The organism is Pseudomonas sp. P7758 (assembly GCF_013386485.1).
GTDB lineage: Bacteria > Pseudomonadota > Gammaproteobacteria > Pseudomonadales > Pseudomonadaceae > Aquipseudomonas.
In genome coordinates this window covers 13,649-31,090 of the sequence record NZ_JACARS010000034.1, presented here as the reverse complement: position 1 = coordinate 31,090, position 17,442 = coordinate 13,649, and the positions used below count along the sequence as shown (strand labels likewise).

The 17,442-nt window shown below is 63.2% G+C and carries 19 protein-coding genes; 13 read left to right on the top strand and 6 right to left on the bottom strand.

Annotated elements, in window-relative coordinates:
• Nucleotides 1-78: 78 nt before the first annotated feature.
• Nucleotides 79-843: a tetratricopeptide repeat protein gene (locus tag HX873_RS08900; protein WP_134326973.1), complete on the bottom strand. Its 765-nt coding sequence runs from the start codon at nucleotides 841-843 to the stop codon at nucleotides 79-81.
• A 48-nt stretch (nucleotides 844-891) separates the two neighbouring features.
• Here HX873_RS08900 and HX873_RS08895 point away from each other — a divergent pair, with 48 nt between their 5' ends.
• The 13 genes from HX873_RS08895 (at nucleotide 892) to HX873_RS08835 (ending at nucleotide 9,789) form a co-directional block, all read left to right on the top strand.
• Nucleotides 892-1,458: a type III secretion protein gene (locus tag HX873_RS08895; RefSeq protein WP_177122591.1), complete on the top strand. Its 567-nt coding sequence runs from the start codon at nucleotides 892-894 to the stop codon at nucleotides 1,456-1,458.
• A gap of 31 nt (nucleotides 1,459-1,489) precedes the next feature.
• A complete protein-coding gene (locus tag HX873_RS08890) occupies nucleotides 1,490-1,720 on the top strand; it encodes a hypothetical protein (RefSeq protein WP_003208330.1) in 231 nt (76 codons plus the stop codon).
• 9 nt (nucleotides 1,721-1,729) lie between these two features.
• Entirely contained in the window at nucleotides 1,730-2,167 is a 438-nt protein-coding gene (locus tag HX873_RS08885) for a hypothetical protein (RefSeq protein WP_003208328.1), read from the top strand.
• 4 nt (nucleotides 2,168-2,171) lie between these two features.
• Complete coding sequence (gene sctJ, locus HX873_RS08880; protein WP_177009713.1) at nucleotides 2,172-2,954, top strand: type III secretion system inner membrane ring lipoprotein SctJ; 783 nt, start codon at nucleotides 2,172-2,174, stop codon at nucleotides 2,952-2,954.
• Nucleotides 2,951-3,568: a hypothetical protein gene (locus HX873_RS08875; RefSeq protein WP_003208324.1), complete on the top strand. Its 618-nt coding sequence runs from the start codon at nucleotides 2,951-2,953 to the stop codon at nucleotides 3,566-3,568. The genes sctJ and HX873_RS08875 overlap by 4 nt, the downstream gene beginning before the upstream one ends.
• Nucleotides 3,561-4,139, top strand: coding sequence for a FliH/SctL family protein (locus tag HX873_RS08870; RefSeq protein WP_177009714.1), 579 nt, complete (start codon nucleotides 3,561-3,563; stop codon nucleotides 4,137-4,139). The genes HX873_RS08875 and HX873_RS08870 overlap by 8 nt, the downstream gene beginning before the upstream one ends.
• Nucleotides 4,136-5,458, top strand: a complete 1,323-nt coding sequence (locus HX873_RS08865) for a FliI/YscN family ATPase (protein ID WP_102369491.1) — start codon at nucleotides 4,136-4,138, stop codon at nucleotides 5,456-5,458. Before HX873_RS08870 ends, HX873_RS08865 begins: the two co-directional genes overlap by 4 nt.
• An 84-nt stretch (nucleotides 5,459-5,542) precedes the next feature.
• Nucleotides 5,543-5,992: a hypothetical protein gene (locus HX873_RS08860; RefSeq protein ID WP_102606212.1), complete on the top strand. Its 450-nt coding sequence runs from the start codon at nucleotides 5,543-5,545 to the stop codon at nucleotides 5,990-5,992.
• Nucleotides 5,989-6,990 (top strand): type III secretion system cytoplasmic ring protein SctQ, encoded by a 1,002-nt coding sequence (sctQ, locus tag HX873_RS08855; RefSeq protein WP_102369489.1) that lies wholly within the window; start codon nucleotides 5,989-5,991, stop codon nucleotides 6,988-6,990. The genes HX873_RS08860 and sctQ overlap by 4 nt, the downstream gene beginning before the upstream one ends.
• Nucleotides 6,987-7,640, top strand: a complete 654-nt coding sequence (gene sctR, locus HX873_RS08850) for a type III secretion system export apparatus subunit SctR (protein ID WP_003208316.1) — start codon at nucleotides 6,987-6,989, stop codon at nucleotides 7,638-7,640. The genes sctQ and sctR overlap by 4 nt, the downstream gene beginning before the upstream one ends.
• 10 nt (nucleotides 7,641-7,650) lie before the next feature.
• On the top strand, nucleotides 7,651-7,920 hold the full coding sequence (sctS, locus tag HX873_RS08845) for a type III secretion system export apparatus subunit SctS (RefSeq protein ID WP_003208314.1): 270 nt from the start codon (nucleotides 7,651-7,653) through the stop codon (nucleotides 7,918-7,920).
• Nucleotides 7,921-7,926: 6 nt separating this feature from the next.
• The gene (sctT, locus tag HX873_RS08840) at nucleotides 7,927-8,739 is read left to right on the top strand and encodes a type III secretion system export apparatus subunit SctT (RefSeq protein ID WP_003208312.1); all 813 of its coding nucleotides are present in this window, start codon (nucleotides 7,927-7,929) and stop codon (nucleotides 8,737-8,739) included.
• Nucleotides 8,740-8,742: 3 nt separating this feature from the next.
• Nucleotides 8,743-9,789 (top strand): EscU/YscU/HrcU family type III secretion system export apparatus switch protein, encoded by a 1,047-nt coding sequence (locus HX873_RS08835; RefSeq protein WP_003208311.1) that lies wholly within the window; start codon nucleotides 8,743-8,745, stop codon nucleotides 9,787-9,789.
• A gap of 84 nt (nucleotides 9,790-9,873) precedes the next feature.
• On the opposite strand, the gene HX873_RS08830 is transcribed toward HX873_RS08835, so the two are convergent.
• The 5 genes from HX873_RS08830 to HX873_RS08810 all read right to left on the bottom strand — a co-directional run bounded on the left by HX873_RS08830 (nucleotide 9,874) and on the right by HX873_RS08810 (nucleotide 17,309).
• Entirely contained in the window at nucleotides 9,874-13,344 is a 3,471-nt protein-coding gene (locus tag HX873_RS08830; protein ID WP_177122590.1) for a hypothetical protein, read from the bottom strand.
• Between the two features lie 106 nt (nucleotides 13,345-13,450).
• Complete coding sequence (locus tag HX873_RS08825; RefSeq protein WP_003208308.1) at nucleotides 13,451-14,182, bottom strand: UTRA domain-containing protein; 732 nt, start codon at nucleotides 14,180-14,182, stop codon at nucleotides 13,451-13,453.
• 82 nt (nucleotides 14,183-14,264) lie between these two features.
• Complete coding sequence (locus HX873_RS08820; protein WP_177021006.1) at nucleotides 14,265-15,638, bottom strand: LLM class flavin-dependent oxidoreductase; 1,374 nt, start codon at nucleotides 15,636-15,638, stop codon at nucleotides 14,265-14,267.
• A gap of 25 nt (nucleotides 15,639-15,663) precedes the next feature.
• A complete protein-coding gene (locus HX873_RS08815) occupies nucleotides 15,664-16,494 on the bottom strand; it encodes an amino acid ABC transporter permease (protein ID WP_008433156.1) in 831 nt (276 codons plus the stop codon).
• Nucleotides 16,491-17,309: a transporter substrate-binding domain-containing protein gene (locus HX873_RS08810; RefSeq protein WP_177122589.1), complete on the bottom strand. Its 819-nt coding sequence runs from the start codon at nucleotides 17,307-17,309 to the stop codon at nucleotides 16,491-16,493. The genes HX873_RS08815 and HX873_RS08810 overlap by 4 nt, the downstream gene beginning before the upstream one ends.
• Nucleotides 17,310-17,442: the final 133 nt, after the last annotated feature.

Sequence of the window (17,442 nt, the reverse complement as noted above, 5' to 3'; positions counted from 1 at the left end):
CAGCGTGGTTTAACGGGGCCTGATAGATCAAAAGCAACGTCAAAAGCAGGGCAACAGCAAGATCAAAAGCAGTTGGATTTAGTGCGTATCCACCAGCCCCAATTCCCGCGCTTGCGCAATCGGATCGCTGATGGCTTTGATGCGGTTGGCTTCCGTGATCAGGCGTGCGCGCTCAGCCGCCGGTATATCGTCCAGCGGCAAGCTGGCCACCCGTTGTTCGTAACCCGCCAACACCAGCACCAACAACTCATTACGCTGATGCCGTGGCAACGCGCGGGGCGATTGGGTGACGGGGGCGATGGTGTCCAAGGCCTGCTGCGCCTGGCCGCCAAGGGCGTAGGCCAGGGCCAGGTTGCAGCGGCTGTCGAGGTCGTCGGGTTGCAGGCTCAGGCTTTTGGCGAACGCGGTTTGTGCCGCGACGGCCTGGCCGTTCAACACCTGGGCAATGCCCAGTCGGGTGTAGGCGACCGGCGATTGGCTGGCCTCGGCGGCCTGGCCCAGGGCGGTCACGGCGCGTTGGCTTTTGCCAAGGCGCAGTTGCGCGGTGCCCAGTCCCAGCAGGGCGTCGGCGTTGTGGGCTTGAAGGCCGAGGGCCTGTTGGAAGGCGCGCTCGGCACCGACCGCGTCGTTGCCGTCGAGCCGTGCCTGGCCGAGTTTGAGCCACAAGTCGATGCTTGCGCCCGGTTGCTGGGCCGCACGTTCGTACAGCGCCGCCGCGCTGGCGTAGTCGCCGCGTTTGTTCAGGTCGTCGGCCAGCTTCAGCGAGCGGTCGGAATCGCTCGGCGCAGTATTGGAACAGGCAGCCAGCAACAGGCTGCCGGCAAGCAAAAAGTGTTTGGTCATCGTCACAACTCGTTGGGCGAAGGCGGACGTCATGTAAGCATATTTTCCATGGCGCTCCTATGTCTGTCGGTGCTGTTGGGTGCCTCGATCGCCCACGCCGACGAAGAGCCCGAATGGTTCGCCAAACCCTACGCCTATGTGCTGGTGGACCAGGACGTGCGCGCCGCCCTCGAAGAGTTCGGCCACAACCTCGATATCCCGCTGGTGCTCTCCGACAAGGTCCGCGGCAAGGCCCGCAGCACCGTGCGTGCAGCCACCGCCGGGGAGTTTTTGCAGATGCTGTGCAGCACCAATGGCCTGACCTGGTATTTCGACGGCAACCTGCTGTACCTCAATGCCAGCGATGAAATCACCACCAGGCTGTTCAAGGCCAGCGCCCTGAACCTGGATCAGTTGCAGGCCTATCTGAACAACCTCGATGTGTTCGGCCAGCAGTTATCGATGCGTAACGGCCCCGAGGGCGATGAAGTCTTCGTCTCCGGGCCGCCGCCGTACCTGGCGCTGGTCCAGCAGCATGTGGATCACCTGCAGCCCAAGGCCGCCGCGCCTGTTGTGGCGCGCGAGCACGGCGTGCGGGTGTTTCGCGGCGCCCAGGTGAGCACTGAAACCCCTTGATTCACCCCAACCCCAGTAAAGGAGCATGACCATGTCCGTAACCGCCGTAGACAGCAACCTCGCCCCCGGTGGCGCCAGCCCTGAAGCCAAGTTCAACGCCGCGGTGGACAACGCCAAGAGCGCCGATAAACCGGAGATGACCGACGCCGAATTCACCGATGCCCTGATCACCCAGGCGGTCACCATCGGCGGCCAATTCATCATCATGCCCAAGGCCCAGGAAATGCTGAATGACGCCATGTCCGATGACGACGAAGAGTAGGGCGCACCCATGACCATCAGTCTCGCTGCCAGCGCCACGGCCTTGCCGCCGTCCGCCGGCGCGGGGCCCGCCGGGGCCTCGCAGAATCTGTTCGAGCACATGGCCAATACGGCCAAGGGCATGCCCGAGGGCGCCAGCCCCCATCAGATCGGCTCGGGGCTGATGGAGCGCCTGAACAGTTTTATCGACCGCTCCCGGACCTTTTCCGAGCGCGCCGATTTGCTCACCAATAACCCCTCGGCGCCGCCGCAAGTGGCCGCTGCGGATATCCGCACCTCGGGTGCCTCGCCCACCGCAGAACCGGGCAAGAAAGTTGCCGAGCAGCAGGTCGACCAGATCGTCCATTCACTGGGCAAGATGTTCGACTACTCCATCGAAACCCAGATGGTGGTGCGCGGTGCGACGCAGATTTCCGGTTCCGCCAACACGCTGCTCAAGGGTCAATAACGCCATGCCAAGCCCGAATCGTGCCCTGCGCCTGCTGCTGATCGGCGTGCTCGCCAGCCTCTTGCAGGCCTGCGACATGGACCTCTACACCAACCTCAGCGAGCGCGACGCCAACGCCATGGTCGCGGTGCTGCTGCGCGACGGCATCCCGGCGACGCGCAAGGTGCAGGACAACGGCCAGTTGAAAGTGGTGGTCGACGAACAGCGCTTCGCCGAGGCCATGACCCTGCTGGACAACGCCGGCCTGCCGCAGCAGAGCTTTTCCAACATGGGCGAGGTGTTCAAGGGCAATGGCCTGGTGTCGTCGCCGGTGCAGGAGCGGGCGCAGATGATCTATGCCTTGAGCGAAGAACTGTCCCACTCGGTGTCGCAGATCGACGGCATCGTCTCGGCGCGGGTGCACGTGGTGCTGCCGGACAATGACCTGCTCAAGCGGGTGATTTCGCCGTCGTCGGCCTCGGTGCTGGTGCGCTACGACCCGGGCACCGACATCAACACGCTGATTCCGCAGATCAAGACCCTGGTTGCCAACGGAATTTCCGGCCTGAGCTATGACGGTGTGTCGGTGACCGCGATCAAGGCCGCGGTGTCCATCAGCCAGAACCCGGCGCAACCGCGACTCGCGCGTTTCATGGGCCTGTGGCTGTTGGAAGACAACCTCAACCAGGCGCGGTTGCTGTTCGGTGGCTTGCTGCTGCTCGCCCTCGGCGCGGGTGGTGTGTTGGCCCGCCAGCAATGGGCGCGGCGCCAGTCCCAGGCGTTGTATGTGCTCAAGGAGGGTGAATGAGCCTGGTTGAGCGTTGGCAGGGGCTGATCGCCCAGCCGTTGCAGTTTGTGCGCGAGCAAAGCCTTGGCGAGTGTTTTGGCGAAGGCCTGCCGGTCGAGGTGCTGCAAGCCCTGCATGGGCAGCCGCGTTTTCGCTCGCGGCTGGAGCAACTGCTGGCCAGCCATTATCAGCTGGCGCCGCTGGCGCATCTGGTCACGCCGCCCGCCGCTGATTTGCCGGTGCTGCTGCTGAGCCCGGCGCAATTTGCGCGTCTGCCCAGGCTGTGTGGTGCGATCTGGCATGGCTCGACCCTGAGCCGGGAGATCCGCCGCGAAGTGGTCAATGAATTGCGCGAGGGCCTTGGCCAGGAAGCCTTTGCCCTGGCCCTCGCGCACCGGCAGTTGGGCGGCGCGGCCGACCTGCTGCGCGAGCCCGCCGAGTTGATCGACGCCATCGACCGCGATGGCCTCACCTGTGTCGCCGCCTGGCTGCAAGCCCAGCCTGCCGAGTTGCAAGGCTGGCTGCCCCTGCGGTTTGTCGCACCCAAGGGCTACAGCGGGCGCTTGCCCCGCGACCTGGAGATCGTCCAGACCGTCGCCGCCCGGTTACTCGCCGAGGAGCTTGCCCATGAGTGAATTACCCAGCCGTCCGGCCGCGCGGATTTTGCGCGCCGATGAAGCGGCGTTATGGACCGATGGCTTTGCCTTTGTGCAAGCCGCCAGGGCGCACGCCGAGCAGATCAAGGCCGACAGCGACCAATGGCTGCACACCGCCCGCGCCGAGGGTTTTGAAAGTGCGCGCCGCGAAGGTGCCGAACAGGTTGCACAGTTGCTGCTGGAAACCCAGGCCCAAGTCCAGCATTACCTGGCCGGGCTTGAGGCGTCGCTAGCGGACCTGGCCCTGGGCATCGTGCGTGAAGTACTCGGCGAACTGGATGACACCGACCGCGTGGTGCGTTGTACACGCCAGGCCCTGAGCGCGTTTCGCCAGGGCCAGGCCTTGACGTTGTGGGTGCCGCCCGCCGACGTGAATGCCCTGCGCCCACAGTTGCTCAAGGACGGCATCGCCGTGGAGGCCGATGCGCAACTGGGCGCCGGCCAGGCCCGCCTGAGCAGCCCGGCGGGTTCGGTTGAGCTGGGGCTGGAGGCGCAACTGCAAAGCCTGCGCCGCAGCCTGTTGCCCTTTGCCGAAGAGGGCGTGGCATGAACCTCGATCAACTGCTGCCGCGCCTGACCGAGCGGCTGTCCCAGGCCCGCTTGCGTCCGATGCAGGGCACGGTGCTGAGCATTCGCGGGGTGTTGCTGCGGGCCAGCGTGGCGGGCGCGAGCATCGGTGAGCTATGCCACCTGCGCGACCCGGTCAGTGGTCGCAGCCTCAGCGCCGAAGTGATCGGTTTTGATGGCGACGAAGCGATCCTGTCGCCCATCGGTTCCATGGAAGGCCTGTCGACCCGCACGCAAATCACTGCCACCGGCGAAAGCCTGGGTGTGGCCGTGGGCGATGCGCAATTGGGGCGAGTGATCAGCCCCATGGGCGAGTTTCTCGACGGTGACGGTGTACCGCCAACCCTGAACCTGCAGACCTACCCCTTGCATGCCGAGCCACCGGCCCCGTTCTCCCGGCAATTGATCGTGCGCTCCATGGCGTTGGGCATCCGCTCCATCGACGGCTTGCTGACCCTCGCCCAGGGCCAGCGCATGGGCATCTTCGGCGAGCCCGGTGTGGGCAAATCCTCCTTGTTGGCGAGCATCATCCGCAACAGCGAGGCCGATGTGATTGTCATCGGTTTGATCGGCGAGCGGGGCAGGGAAGTGCGCGAACTGCTGGATGTGCAACTGGACGCCACGGCCCGCGCACGCACCGTTGCTGTCGTCGCCACCTCCGACCGCCCGGCCGCCGAGCGGGTGCGCGCGGCATTTGTCGCCACCACCCTGGCCGAGTACCACCGCGACCAGGGCCGCAATGTACTGCTGTTGATGGACAGCCTCACGCGGTTCGCCCGCGCCCAGCGCGAAATCGGCCTGGCCGTGGGTGAACCGCCGACCCGCCGCGGTTATCCGCCGTCGTTTTTTGCCACCTTGCCCAAGTTGCTCGAGCGCGCCGGCCCGGGCCCTGCCGGCAGCATCACCGCGCTGTACACCGTGCTCACCGAAGGCGACGCCGCCAGCGATCCGGTGGCGGAGGAAGCGCGTTCGATCCTCGACGGGCATATCGCCCTCAGCGCCGAACTGGCGCAGCGCAACTATTTCCCGGCGGTGGACGTGCTGCGCAGCCGCAGCCGCTTGATGGAGCAGGTCGCCGGTGACGAACACAAGCGCCTGGCGATGCGCATCCGTGAATTGATGGCGCGCTACGGCGAGATCGAAATGCTGATCCGCGTCGGCGAGTACTCCGCCGGCAGCGACCCGCTGGCCGACGAAGCGATCACCCGCCATGGGGCAATCGAAGCCTTCCTGCGCCAGAACGCCGACGAACCCAGCAGCCCCGAACACACCTTGATCCGCATGCGCCAGGTGCTGGCATGAGCCCGAAAGCGCAGCAAGCTCCCACATTCGATCTTCATGCACTCAGTGAGTGCGCTGTTGGTATGACGATGGAGAAAAGAACCGATGAAGACTGAACAACTGCGCACCCTGCAAACCCTGCGGGTGCTGCGCGAACAGCGGGCGGCGAGCCAGTTGGCGGCGCAACAGCAACGCTGCGCGCAAACCCGCGGCGCCTTGACCGACGCCAAGGAACAACTGCGCCTGCACCGTGAGGCCGTTGCTCATGAAGCCGGCGAGATTTACGCCTCGCTGACCGAAGGCCTGTCGGTGGCCAGTTGGCAGGCCGCCCAGGATCGCCTGCGGGGCTTGGCCGACGATGAGCAGGTGCTTGAAGGCGACGTCAGCCACGTGTCCAGTACCCTGCAAACCCAGGAGCGCGAGCGTGAGCTGTTTCGCCAGGAGCGCCTGAGCCGCCAGCGCCAGTCTGATGCCTGGCAAAGCCTGCTGGACGGGCGTGAAAGCAGCGAACGGGTGGCCGGCGAGCTACGTGAAGAACAAGGACTCGGCACATGATCGTGGCCCTTGCCGACCCGTTGGCGCCCTGGCTTGAGCACTACGACCCGGCGCTGCTCACGCTGCATAACCAATTGCACCGCCGGCGGCATGCGTGGCAGGGCCGCTGCGCCGGGCAGGATCTGAGCGTCGCCTGGGCCGCCGATCCCCAGCCGCTGAAAACACCCCGGGATGTGTTGCTGTTGCTCGGCCAGTCACCGGTGCGCTTGCGACTCTCGGCTGCCGCCCTGGAACAAGTACTGGTGCCGCTGGCGTTGCAGTTCGACGCGCAAGTGCTGCCGGCATTACCGCGTTCGCTGCTGCTGGAACTGGCCGTGCTGGACCTGATCGAGCGCCTCGAACCGTTGCTCGGCCACCCCGTGCAACTGCTCGAAACCAGTGACGACCTGCGGCCTTATGCAGTGCATCTGGCACTGACATTGACCTTCGGCAACAACCCGCCAATGGCCGCCCAACTGGACTTGAGTGAAAGCGCTGCAGTGCTGGTGGGCCAGTTGCTGGAGCAGCACGGCCAGATCGACGCCGACCCGTTGCCGGCGCTGCGCCACACGCTGTCGGTAGTGGCCGGGCGGCAATGGTTGAGCCTCGGCGAGCTGCGCAGCCTGCAGCCCGGCGATGTGCTGATGCTCGAACCCGGCAGCGGCTGGCTGCTGGACCTTGAGGGCCGCCTGCAAGCCCGCTGCCAGCGCGACGGCTCGTCGCTGCAGGTGCAGGAACCTCTGAACACGCCCCTTTTGGACATGGAGAACACAATGACTGACGTCGATGCCGCCGCGGCCCTGGACGATTTGCCCCTCAAGCTGGTGTGCCAGGTCGGCAGCCTGGAACTGACCCTGGCGCAACTGCGGGAACTGGGGGCGGGCAGCCTGCTGCAACTGAATACGCCGACCGTGGATGGCGTCGACCTGATGGTCAACGGCCGTCGCGTCGGCCAGGGCCAACTGGTGAAAATCGGTGACGGCCTGGGCGTGCGCCTGCTGAGTTTCGCCACCCCATGACCGGTTATCAGCCGAACCTGATCGAGATCATCCTGGTGGTTGCCACCATCGGGTTGATCCCGTTGGCGGTGGTGACCCTCACCGGCTTCATGAAAATCTCGGTGGTGCTGTTCCTGATCCGCAACGCCCTGGGCGTGCAGCAGACGCCGCCGAACCTGGTGCTGTACGGCATCGCGCTGATTCTCTCGGTGTACGTCACCACGCCGTTGATTGGCGACATGTACCGCCAGGTAGAGGGCCGCGACCTGAATATCGAGCACGTCGAGCAACTCAAGGACCTCGGCGACGCCCTGCGCCCGCCGCTACAGGCGCACCTGGCACGGTTTGCCAACGAGTCCGAGCGCGGCTTTTTTGTGCAGGCCACCGAGACCATCTGGTCGCCGGAAGCCCGTGCCGACCTGCGGGATGACGACCTCGTGGTGCTGATCCCGGCGTTTGTCAGTTCGGAGCTGACCCGGGCCTTCGAGATCGGGTTCCTGTTGTACATCCCGTTCCTGGTGGTGGACTTGCTGGTGTCCAACGTGCTGATGGCGATGGGCATGTCGATGGTCTCGCCGAACCTGATTTCGATCCCGCTGAAAATCTTCCTGTTCGTGTCATTGAGCGGCTGGTCGCGCCTGATGCACGGTTTGATTCTGAGTTACGGCTGAGGCACGACCCATGGGCCAGGACGTTTTCCTGTCATTGATGAAACAGGCACTGATGACCGTGCTGATGCTCTCCGCGCCTGCGCTGGGGGTGGCGATCATCGTGGGTTTGAGCGTGGGCCTGTTCCAGGCGCTGACCCAGATCCAGGACCAGACCCTGCCCCAGGTGGTGAAGCTGGTGGCGGTATTGTTGACTATCGTGTTTCTCGGCCCGGTGCTGGCCGGGCAAGTGGCGGAACTCGGCAGCCAGGTGCTGGACAATTTTCCCTTGTGGACGCGCTGACCGCCCATGGATGCCAGCCTTACCGCACAGTTTCTCGAAGTCGCCTACCCGGTGATCAGCTCGGCCTCGCTGGCGGCCTGCCGGGCCATGGGCGTGGTGGTGATCACCCCGGCGTTCAACCGCCTCGGGCTCACCGGAATGATTCGCGGCTGCGTGGCCGTGGCGATTTCGATCCCGATGTTCATGCCGGTGTTCGACGCCATGACCTCGATGCCCAACCACGGCAGCCTGTTTATCGCCGGGTTGCTGATCAAGGAATTCCTGATCGGCATCCTGATCGGCCTGTTGTTCGGCATTCCGTTCTGGGCGGCGGAAGTGGCGGGGGAGTTGATCGACCTGCAGCGCGGTTCGACCATGGCGCAACTGGTGGACCCGTTGTCCACCGGGGAGTCGAGTGTGATGTCCACCTTGCTGACGGTGATGTTGATCACGCTGTTCTTCATGTCCGGCGGTTTTATCCTGATGGTCGACGGTTATTACCACAGCTACCAGCTGTGGCCGGTGACCGCGTTTACCCCGGTGTTTGCCAGCTCGGCGTTGCTGGCGGTGTTGTCGATTCTCGACCAGATCATGCGCGTCGGGGTGCTGATGGTGTCGCCGCTGATCATCTCGCTGCTGGTCACTGATTTGATGCTGGCGTACCTGTCGCGGATGGCGCCGAACCTGCATATTTTCGACCTGTCGTTGCCGGTGAAAAACCTGTTTTTCTCGATCCTGATGGTGATCTACATCGGCTTCCTGATTCCGTTGATGCTGGACCAGTTGGCGGAATTTCGCGGCACGGTGGAGCTGCTGAAAACCCTGGCGGGCATGGAGTAGCGCATGGGCGATACCAGCGAAGAGAAGTCTCAGCCGGCCACGGATAAAAAACTCAAGGACGCGCGAAAGAAAGGCCAGGTCGCCAAGAGCCAGGACCTGGTCTCGGGCATGGTCATCCTGTTCTGCACCCTGTGCATTTCCATCCTCGCGCCCCGGGCCCAGGCCCAGGTCACGGCGCTGATCGACCTGACTGCGCAGATCTACATCGAACCCTTCGCCACGGTTTGGCCACGGGTGCTGGACCATGCCGAGCAACTGGTGATCGGCATCACCCTGCCGGTGATGGCGGTGACCACCGGGGTGGTGATCCTGACCAATATCATCACCATGCGCGGCTTTGTGTTTTCCGTGGAGCCGATCAAGCCGGAGTTCAAGCGTATCAACCCGGCGGAAGGCTTCAAGAAGCTGTTTGCCCTGCGCAACTTTGTGGAATTCATCAAGGGCCTGATCAAGGTGCATGTGCTGGCCGTGGCGTTCTACGTGGTGGGGCGGCATGCGTTGCAAGCGTTGATGGAGTCGTCGCGGTGTGGCGCGGGGTGTATCGAGTCGACATTTTTCCTGGTGCTCAAGCCGCTGGTGTTTACCGTACTCGCGGCCTTCATCCTGGTGGGCGGGGTGGATGTGTTGATGCAACGCTGGCTGTTCGGCCGCGACATGAAAATGACCCGCAGCGAGACCAAGCGCGAGCGCAAGGACATTGACGGCGACCCGTTGATCAAGAGCGAACGGCGACGCCAGCGCCAGGAGATGCAGGCGCTGGCCACCAAGCTGGGGTTGGGCCGGGCGTCGATGATGATCGGCACCACCGATGGCTGGGTGATAGGCGTGCGTTATGTGCGTGGTGAAACGCCGGTGCCGGTGGTGGTGTGCCGCGCTTCGCCGGAGGAAGCGTTGGGGATGTTGCAGGAGGCGTTTGATTTAGGGATACCGCAAGCGCCGGACAAGGGCTTGGCGGAAGCGATTGCGCGCAAGACGGTGCCGGGGGATCCGGTGCCGGATGCTTCGTTCCAGGCGGTGGCGGACTGGTTGGTGGCGGCGCGGTTGATCTGACGATCTTGAGCCGAACACCGATCAAAATGTGGGAGCGAGCAAGCCCGCTCCCACATAGGTTCTGCCGGGTGTCAGGAAGTTCAGTTATGGCTTGTCCACATCATGGTACTCACCCCCATACCCATCCCCCACCCGCCAGATAATGTCGTGGTTCTCATTGGTCCATTCCGACGGTTTCAGCGAGTACTTGTAGTCCTCTGAGTTACGGTTATTCCCGTCCCCGATAAAGTCCGGGTGGTCCCGCCGATGGTCGCCCCCGCGGATACTCGACCGCGCATCCCACTCTTCCTTGCGGAAATCAAAAATACTCTGGTCCTGCGGCGCATCCCGCTGGCCCCAGTCGGACAGGTAGGTCTGCAACCACACGTACGCTTCATCCCCGTTGGGCTTGAGCAGCCCGTCCTGCTTGAAGTCCTGGATCTGGTCCCAGTTCTGCATCGAGATCTTGTGCAGCTTGTGGGACTGCACCGTGCTCAAGATCGCCCCGACAAACGACAACGCGCCGGAGATCAAGAAACCCACCGGTCCCAGGAACGGAATGATCCGCCCGGTCACCCCCAGCGTGCCCAGCACGCCGCCGGCCGCGCCCACCAGGCTGCTGACACCACCGGCCATCGACAGTGAGCCCGAGGCGATTTTCACCGGGTCTTTCTCGCGCACACCATCACGCAAGGTAAACGCCGCCTGCACCACACTGATCACGCCGCCTGCCACGTCGGTGGCCATGCCGATCACCTTGATCGCGCTGCTGGCGAACTTCGCGCCAAAACCGGCCCCGGCCACGCCGCCGCGGCTGGCAATGCCTTTTTCAATGCCTTCCTGGATCTTCGCCGCACCTTCGTCGCTCCAGCCGCCGCTGTTGAGGGCCTTGCCCACGTCCTTGCCGTCGTCCATGGCCTGGTCGACGATCTCGAAGTACTTTTTCTGCACCGCCTCGGCGTCCTTGGGCAGCGCGTGGTACCCCTCGCCAGGCTTGGCCCACAGGTCGGGCAGGGAACGGTCGAAGCCCATCAGCTTGTAGGCGTTGGTGCCGCGCAATTTGTCGTAGACCTTCAGGCCCAGCGTGGCGAAGTGCGAGCCGGTGCCGAGGAAGCCGAGGAAGTCGTTGGCGATGCCCAGGCGCTTCATCGGCGTATCCGCCAGCTTGCCGCCTTGCCCGGCGAGTTGGTAGACGATACGGCCCATGCCGATTGCGCCGCCCACTGAGCCGAGTACGCCGTTGTCCTTGAGGAAGTTGAGGTTCTTCACGAACGAACTGCGGCTCTCTTCGCTGAGGCCCGGCATGATCTCCTTGCTCACGGCCTTGTCGATGTCGCTGAAGCTGATCACGCCGTTTTTCTGCCAGGTGTCGCCAAGTGAAATCATCGCCTTGCCGAAATCGGCGGCGGCGTTTTTGTCCTTGAGCAGTTGGTCGACGAACTTCGAATACACCCCCAGCGCCTGGCGCGGCAGGCCGTCGGCACTGCCCTTGAGCATCGACAGGATTGCCATGGTGTTGTCGGTGGTGGCCAGGGCGGTGTTGTCGTCGGAGATCTTGGTGGGATCGTCCATCAGCTGTTCAACGGCATCGGTGTAGCCGTCGATCTGCAGGTTTTGCAGGAAGTTGTCGGCCTTGGCCGGGTCGATATCGGCCAGGGCGGTGTAGGCGGTCTGGATTTCCTGGGTGGCCAGTTCGGTCTTGCCGCTGTCCTGCAGGGACTTGATGTACTGGGTGAAGTTCTCCGAGGAGGTGCTGTCGATCAGGCGCTGCCTGGTCTCATCGACCTTCGCCTGGCCGCCGTCGACCTTGCCCAGGGCTGCGTCGTGGTTGGCCTTGATGTCGTGCTGGATGGTCGAGTCGCCGAGCAGGTCGTTGATGGTCTGGTCGATGGCCTTGGGGTCGAAGATGTTGTCGCGTACATCCCGCGAGGTCACGTCGATGGGCGTGGTGGCGATGCCCTGGTTGCCGAAGCCGTGCTCGGGAATGATCGACATGCCGTTGTCGGCCATGCTCCTGGCTTCCACCGCCCGCAGGAACTTGGCGCGCGGGTCGTCCTTGCCGATGCTGCCGTCCTTGACCCCGGCGCGGTAGCTGTCCACCAGGGTCTTCATCGACAGGTCCTGCACCGACAGCGGGTTGCCGCTGTCATCTTTCTCGGTGGTGGTCAGGTTGTCGACGGAGACGTCCTTGAGGGGCGGCAGGCCGTTGTCGGTGCGCAGCTTGTCGACGTCGGTGGTTTGCGCGGCGATGTCGCTGCGGTAGCTGGAAATCTGCTCGAACATCTGTGGATTGCTGTCTTCCGACACCACGATTTTCTCTTCGCTGCCCCCCGGCTTGTGCTGGGTGAAGGCGATCAGGCCCGGGCCATAATCACCGGCGCCGCCGACGCTCATGATGTCTTCGGTGGAGGCCAGGTAAGCGTCCGGGGCGGCGAGGGTGTAGCCGTCGCCCTTGGCCTTTTCGATGCCGGCCAGGGTTTGGCCCTTGCTGGTGTAGGCGGCGAAGGCTTCGGGGGTGATGTCCTTGGACACCACCAGCAGTTTACCGTCGGCCTGGTTGACCACCAGGATGCCGTCCATGGGCGCGTCGACCTTGCTGATGTCGCCCAGCTTCAGGCTGGCCTCGTCCTTGCGCAGCAGTTCCTGGCCGGGCAGGGACTGGGCGTTCTTGATGTAGTCGAAGGCCTGCGAGCCTTCGCTGGCGTGCACGGCGTGGAGGAAGTTGTAGAAGGTGCCGCCCGCGTTGGGGTTGGGGTTGCCGAGGTCGGCGCCGGGCTGCGGCAGGTCGGCTTCGGACTTGCTGATCGCGTACTTGTGGCCCTGGTGTTCGAACAGGATCACTCCGGCGCTGCTGTCTTCGGACACCACTTTCAACTGGCTGAAATCGAGGTCGCCCGGCAGGCTGGTGACTTCTTCATAACCTTTGGATTTGCCGTCATTGAGGGCTTCCTTGGTCACCCCGGCCTGGGTGTAGGTGCTGAACGCCTGGGGCGTGAGCAATTCGGAAATGACCAGAGTCTTGCCGTTTTCAAGGCTGACCTTGAGGATGCCGTCTTCAGCCTTGCCCACGGATTTGATGTTGGCCAGGCGCACGCCGTCGCCGTCTTCGCGCAGCAGTTGCTGGTCGGGGTTCTTCAGGCTTTCGACGATGGCCTTGCCGGCCGGGGTGCCCTGGGTTTCGGCCAGGGTCTGGAGGAAGGTGTACAGCGGGGTACCTTCGTCGGGCCCGCCCTGGTTGACCGGGGCTACGGCATGGCCGAAGCGCAGGTTCTTCAATACGTCGAAGCCGTCCTGGGCGTTGGCCGCACCCTCGGCGCTGATCTTGTATTTGGCGCCGTCCTGTTCGAAGTAGATCACCCCGGCGTCCTTGTCTTCGGAAATGACCTTGAGCTTGTCGATGTCGAGTTTGGCCGGGAGGGCGGTGACTTCCTTGTAGTCCTCGGGCTTGACGGTTTTGTCGCCCGGCCCGGTGCTGGCAAGGATTTTGGCTTTGTTCAGGACGGCGTCGAAAACCCGCTCGGGAGCGTTGGGTTGATCGACGCGGGGCGACGCGGATTTTTCGGGGCGGGTGATCATCGGTTCAGTCCATGTGAGGGGCGCACGAGGACTCGATAGTAGGGGCTGCAAGCGAGTGAAAACGGGTTCGTTGGCAACAAGTCACAAGCTTTCACAGGTGTGAAATTCACGTCCCGGGGTAGCGCGTCTCCATCACGACGGACAATGCATCCGGACGCCAGAATTCCTGGTCAAACTCCACCGGCTGGTCATCCTCGCCGAAGTTCAAGCGTTCCAGATACACGCTGGTGGAACCGGTGGACAATTGCAGCAACTCGGCCTGTTCTTCATTCACCGTGCCAATGTGCATCTCCAGCTCACACCGCGACAGCACCCGGGAAAACCGCTCCCGCAGCAGTTGGGTCAGCGAGGTATTCAAGTCGGCGTCCAGCAGCCCAGGGCACCAGCTGGCCAGCAGCGCGTTGAACTCCAGCAACACCGGCCGCCGGTCGATCCAGCGCCGCCGTTGCAGGAAAAACATCGGCTCATCCGCCGACGCGAGGCCCATCCGCCTGGCCAGCCAGTCGCCCGCGGGGCGCAGCTCTGCGTGCAGGCATTCGGTGCGCGGCGTACGGCCTTGGGCACTTACGTAATCCATGAAGCCGCTGATGCGTGTTGGGTCATAGCGGATGCGCCGGGGGCTGACAAACCAGCCGCGACGGTTTTCCCGGTACACCAGGCCTTCGGCTTCCAGCTGCTGCAAGGCCTGGCGCAAGGTGACCCGGGTGCAGCCGAAGCGCTCGATCATCTCCCGTTCGGACGGGAATTTCTCATCCGCCTGCGGCACACCCGCCGCGATATCGTGGGCGATCTGTTCGCGAATGCGCTGGTAGTGCGGTGAAATCGGGTCGAAAGGCATCCTGGGGTTCCGTGTGCAGGCCTGGCGTGGGCGTGACTCTACCGTTCCTGTTAGCGCAGGTCACGCAGTGCCCACCAGCACCTTACTCAAAGCGGAACGAAGCCCCATGGGCCGAGGTTGGCAAGCGGTCACTGCCGTCGGCGCTGAGCCGCGAACGCAGGGTGCCGGTCTGCGGCGTGGTGCGATACAGCCCACGTTTTTGCAGGGCCGGGATCACCAGTTCGACAAAGTCATTCAGCGAGCCGGGGCTGATCAACGGGTTGAGCATGTAGCCGCTGGTGCCGGAGATTCTGGCGTGTTCCTCGATTTTTCCCGCCACCTGCTCCGGCGTGCCCACCAGGATCAGGTCGCTGCCCCGCGTCACGTTGGCGAAGCGTTGCTTGACCTCGCCGGCGGTCAGCGGTTTACCGCTGCCATCGGGTCTCATCACGTAGGAGGTCATGCCTTCGGTGTGAGTGGACAGTGCTTCGCTGTCTGCGTAGCGGCTGATATCGATACCGGTGTCGCCCGCGTAGCTCACCAACTGCGCCTGCAGGTGATAGTTGCTTTGCAGGGTCTCGTATTTCTTTTGTGCTTCGATGGCGGTGGGGGCCGTGATGATGCGCAACACGGTCAGGGATTTGACGTCTTGCTGCCTGCGCCCGCGGGCCTCGGCCTGGCGCCAGATATCTTCCAGCCCCTGGCGTATCTCCAGCGGGTTGGATTTGGCGATAAACACCAGCTCTGCATGTTTGGCCGCGAACTGCCGGCCACGGCCCGACCAACCCGCCTGGATCAGCAGCGGAGTGCGTTGCGGTGAGGGGGACGTGAGGTGCGGGCCGGCCACCCGGTAATGGTCGCCGGCATGCTGGATCGGTCGAACACGCGTGCCATCGGCATAGGTGCGTGCGAGTTTGTCGGCGAGCACCGCGTCATCGGCCCAGCTGCCTTCCCAGAGCTTGTACACCACGTCGAGAAACTCTTCGGCGCGTTCGTAGCGGTCGTCGTGCTTGATCATCTGCTCCAGGCCGAAGTTGCGTGCGGCGCTGGACAGGTAAGAGGTGACGATGTTCCAGCCGATACGCCCATCGGACAAATGGTCCAGGGTGCTGAAGCGCCGGGCGTGGGTGAATGGGTGTTCGTAGGTGGTGCTGACCGTGACGCCAAAGGCGAGCTTTTCGGTCAGGGCCACCAGTGCGGGAATGATCGTCAGCGGGTCGTTGGCCGGCGCTTCCACCGCCCATTTCAACGCCGCCGCTTCGGACCCGCCAAACACATCGTAGAAGCCCAGCACATCGCCGAAGAACATCAGGTCGAGGTTGGCTTCATCTGCCGTGCGGGCCAGGTTCGACCAGTACTTGAGGGTGTTGATGCCCAGGCGTTCATCCGCCGGGTGGGTCCACAGGCTGGGCGCGCCGCCGCAGCCGACACTGGCTTGTTCGTACAGGCCGAATAACAACGGGGTTGGATCAGACATGGTGCTTCCTGCAGGTAAAAAGCGGTTATCGCCCGTGAAGGTAGGCCTTGCCGTAGTGCCGCTCCAGGCGTGCCTGGATCAGTTCCAGGCCAATGGAGAGCAGCCAGTAGATGACGGCAGCGGTGGTGAGCATTTCGATATAGCGGTATGAGGAGCGCCCGTAGGACTGCGCGAGGAACATCACTTCCCAGACGCCCATGACCGAGACCAGCGATGAGTCCTTGAGCATCGAAATGAACTGGCTGGTGGTCGGTGGAATGATGGTGCGCATCGCCTGGGGCAGCACGATCTGCCAGAACGTCACCGCCGGGCCCATACCCAGCGCCGCCGCTGCATTCCGCTGGCCCTGGGACACTCCGATGATGCCGGCGCGAAAGATCTCGCTCAGGTATGCCCCGTAGTTCAACGACAGTGCAATGATCCCGGCGCTGATGGCGCCCGGCACTACGCCCAACTGGGGCAGGCCGAGGTAGATCAGCAAAATCTGGATCAGCAGCGGCGTGCCGCGAAAGAACGAGGCGTAAAAACTGGCAATCCCGAACGCCACCGCGCTGTTCGACAAGCGCGCCATGGCCGTCGCAAACCCCAGGGCCAGGGACAGCCAGATCGAGCAGAAACACAGGAACAGCGTCAGCGCCGCACCCTGCAGAAAGCCGTTGGGCGACAGGTGCAGGCCCACCAGGTTTTGCCACTTGGCCGCGACGATCGCAAACTTCAGGTCGAAGCTCATGAACAGCCCGGCGAACAGGCACAGCATCACGCCCCAGGTCAGCCACAGGCGCACCTGGAAGGGCAACCACTGGTGTTTGACGGGCGGCGGTTTCACCACAGAGGTCGGGGTGGGGAAAACGCTCATTGGGTGATGTCTGCGCCAATCCATTTCTGGGAGATCTTCGTCAGCGTGCCGTCGCTTTTAAGGTCGGCCAGCACTTGGGTCAGCCTCGCGTCCCATTGGGGGGCGCCTTTTTCGGTGGCGACCACGTTGGGCTCGCTGTAAAGCTGTTTGCCGACGACCTTGAAGCGTGGGTCATGCTTGATTCGCTCATTGGCGGTCACCAGGTTGGTGAGCATTGCGTCCAAGCGTTTGCCGGTGCCGAGCGCCAAGTCCTGGAAGGCCACGATTTCATTGTCGTAAGGCACGGCTTGAATCTGGCTGAACGGGTATTCGATTGGCGTGTTGGCGCCTTCGATCACCAAGTCTTTGTTCAGGTAGGCCTCGTAGGTCGAGGCGCTGCCCACGCCGACTTTTTTCCCGGAAAGGTCACTGGCCGAGTGGATGGAAGATTCATCGGCGTTGACCACGATGACCGCCGGTGAGGCGTAATACTCGACAGGAAAATTGAACACTTGCCCACGGGCGGCACTTGGGGTCATGGAGCAGATGCACACGTCATAACGCCCTTGCCAGCGGCCTGCTGCGATTACTTCCCAAGAGGGTGTTTCCAACTTCAGGGTGACGCCAAGTTTGTCGGCCACGGCCTTGGCCACGTCGACGTCGAAGCCATCCAGCTGGTTTTGTTCATTGAGAAAAGAGAAGGGCGGATAGTTCTCCATCAGCACGCCAACCAACTGTTTGGATTGCGTGATGCGATCCAGCGTTGCCCCGGCGAACACCGCCGGGCTGGCCACTAACAGGGCCAGGCCCAAGGTCACGACAGTACGTAAATTCATAAATATACCCATGGGATTTTTTATATTTAAACGCGATAAGGGCTTTATGTTTAATGATTTTATGTACTGTAATGCGTTGTTTTAGTTATATGTTTTCCCAACTGTTGGCCTGGCAACAGTTGGGAAACAAACA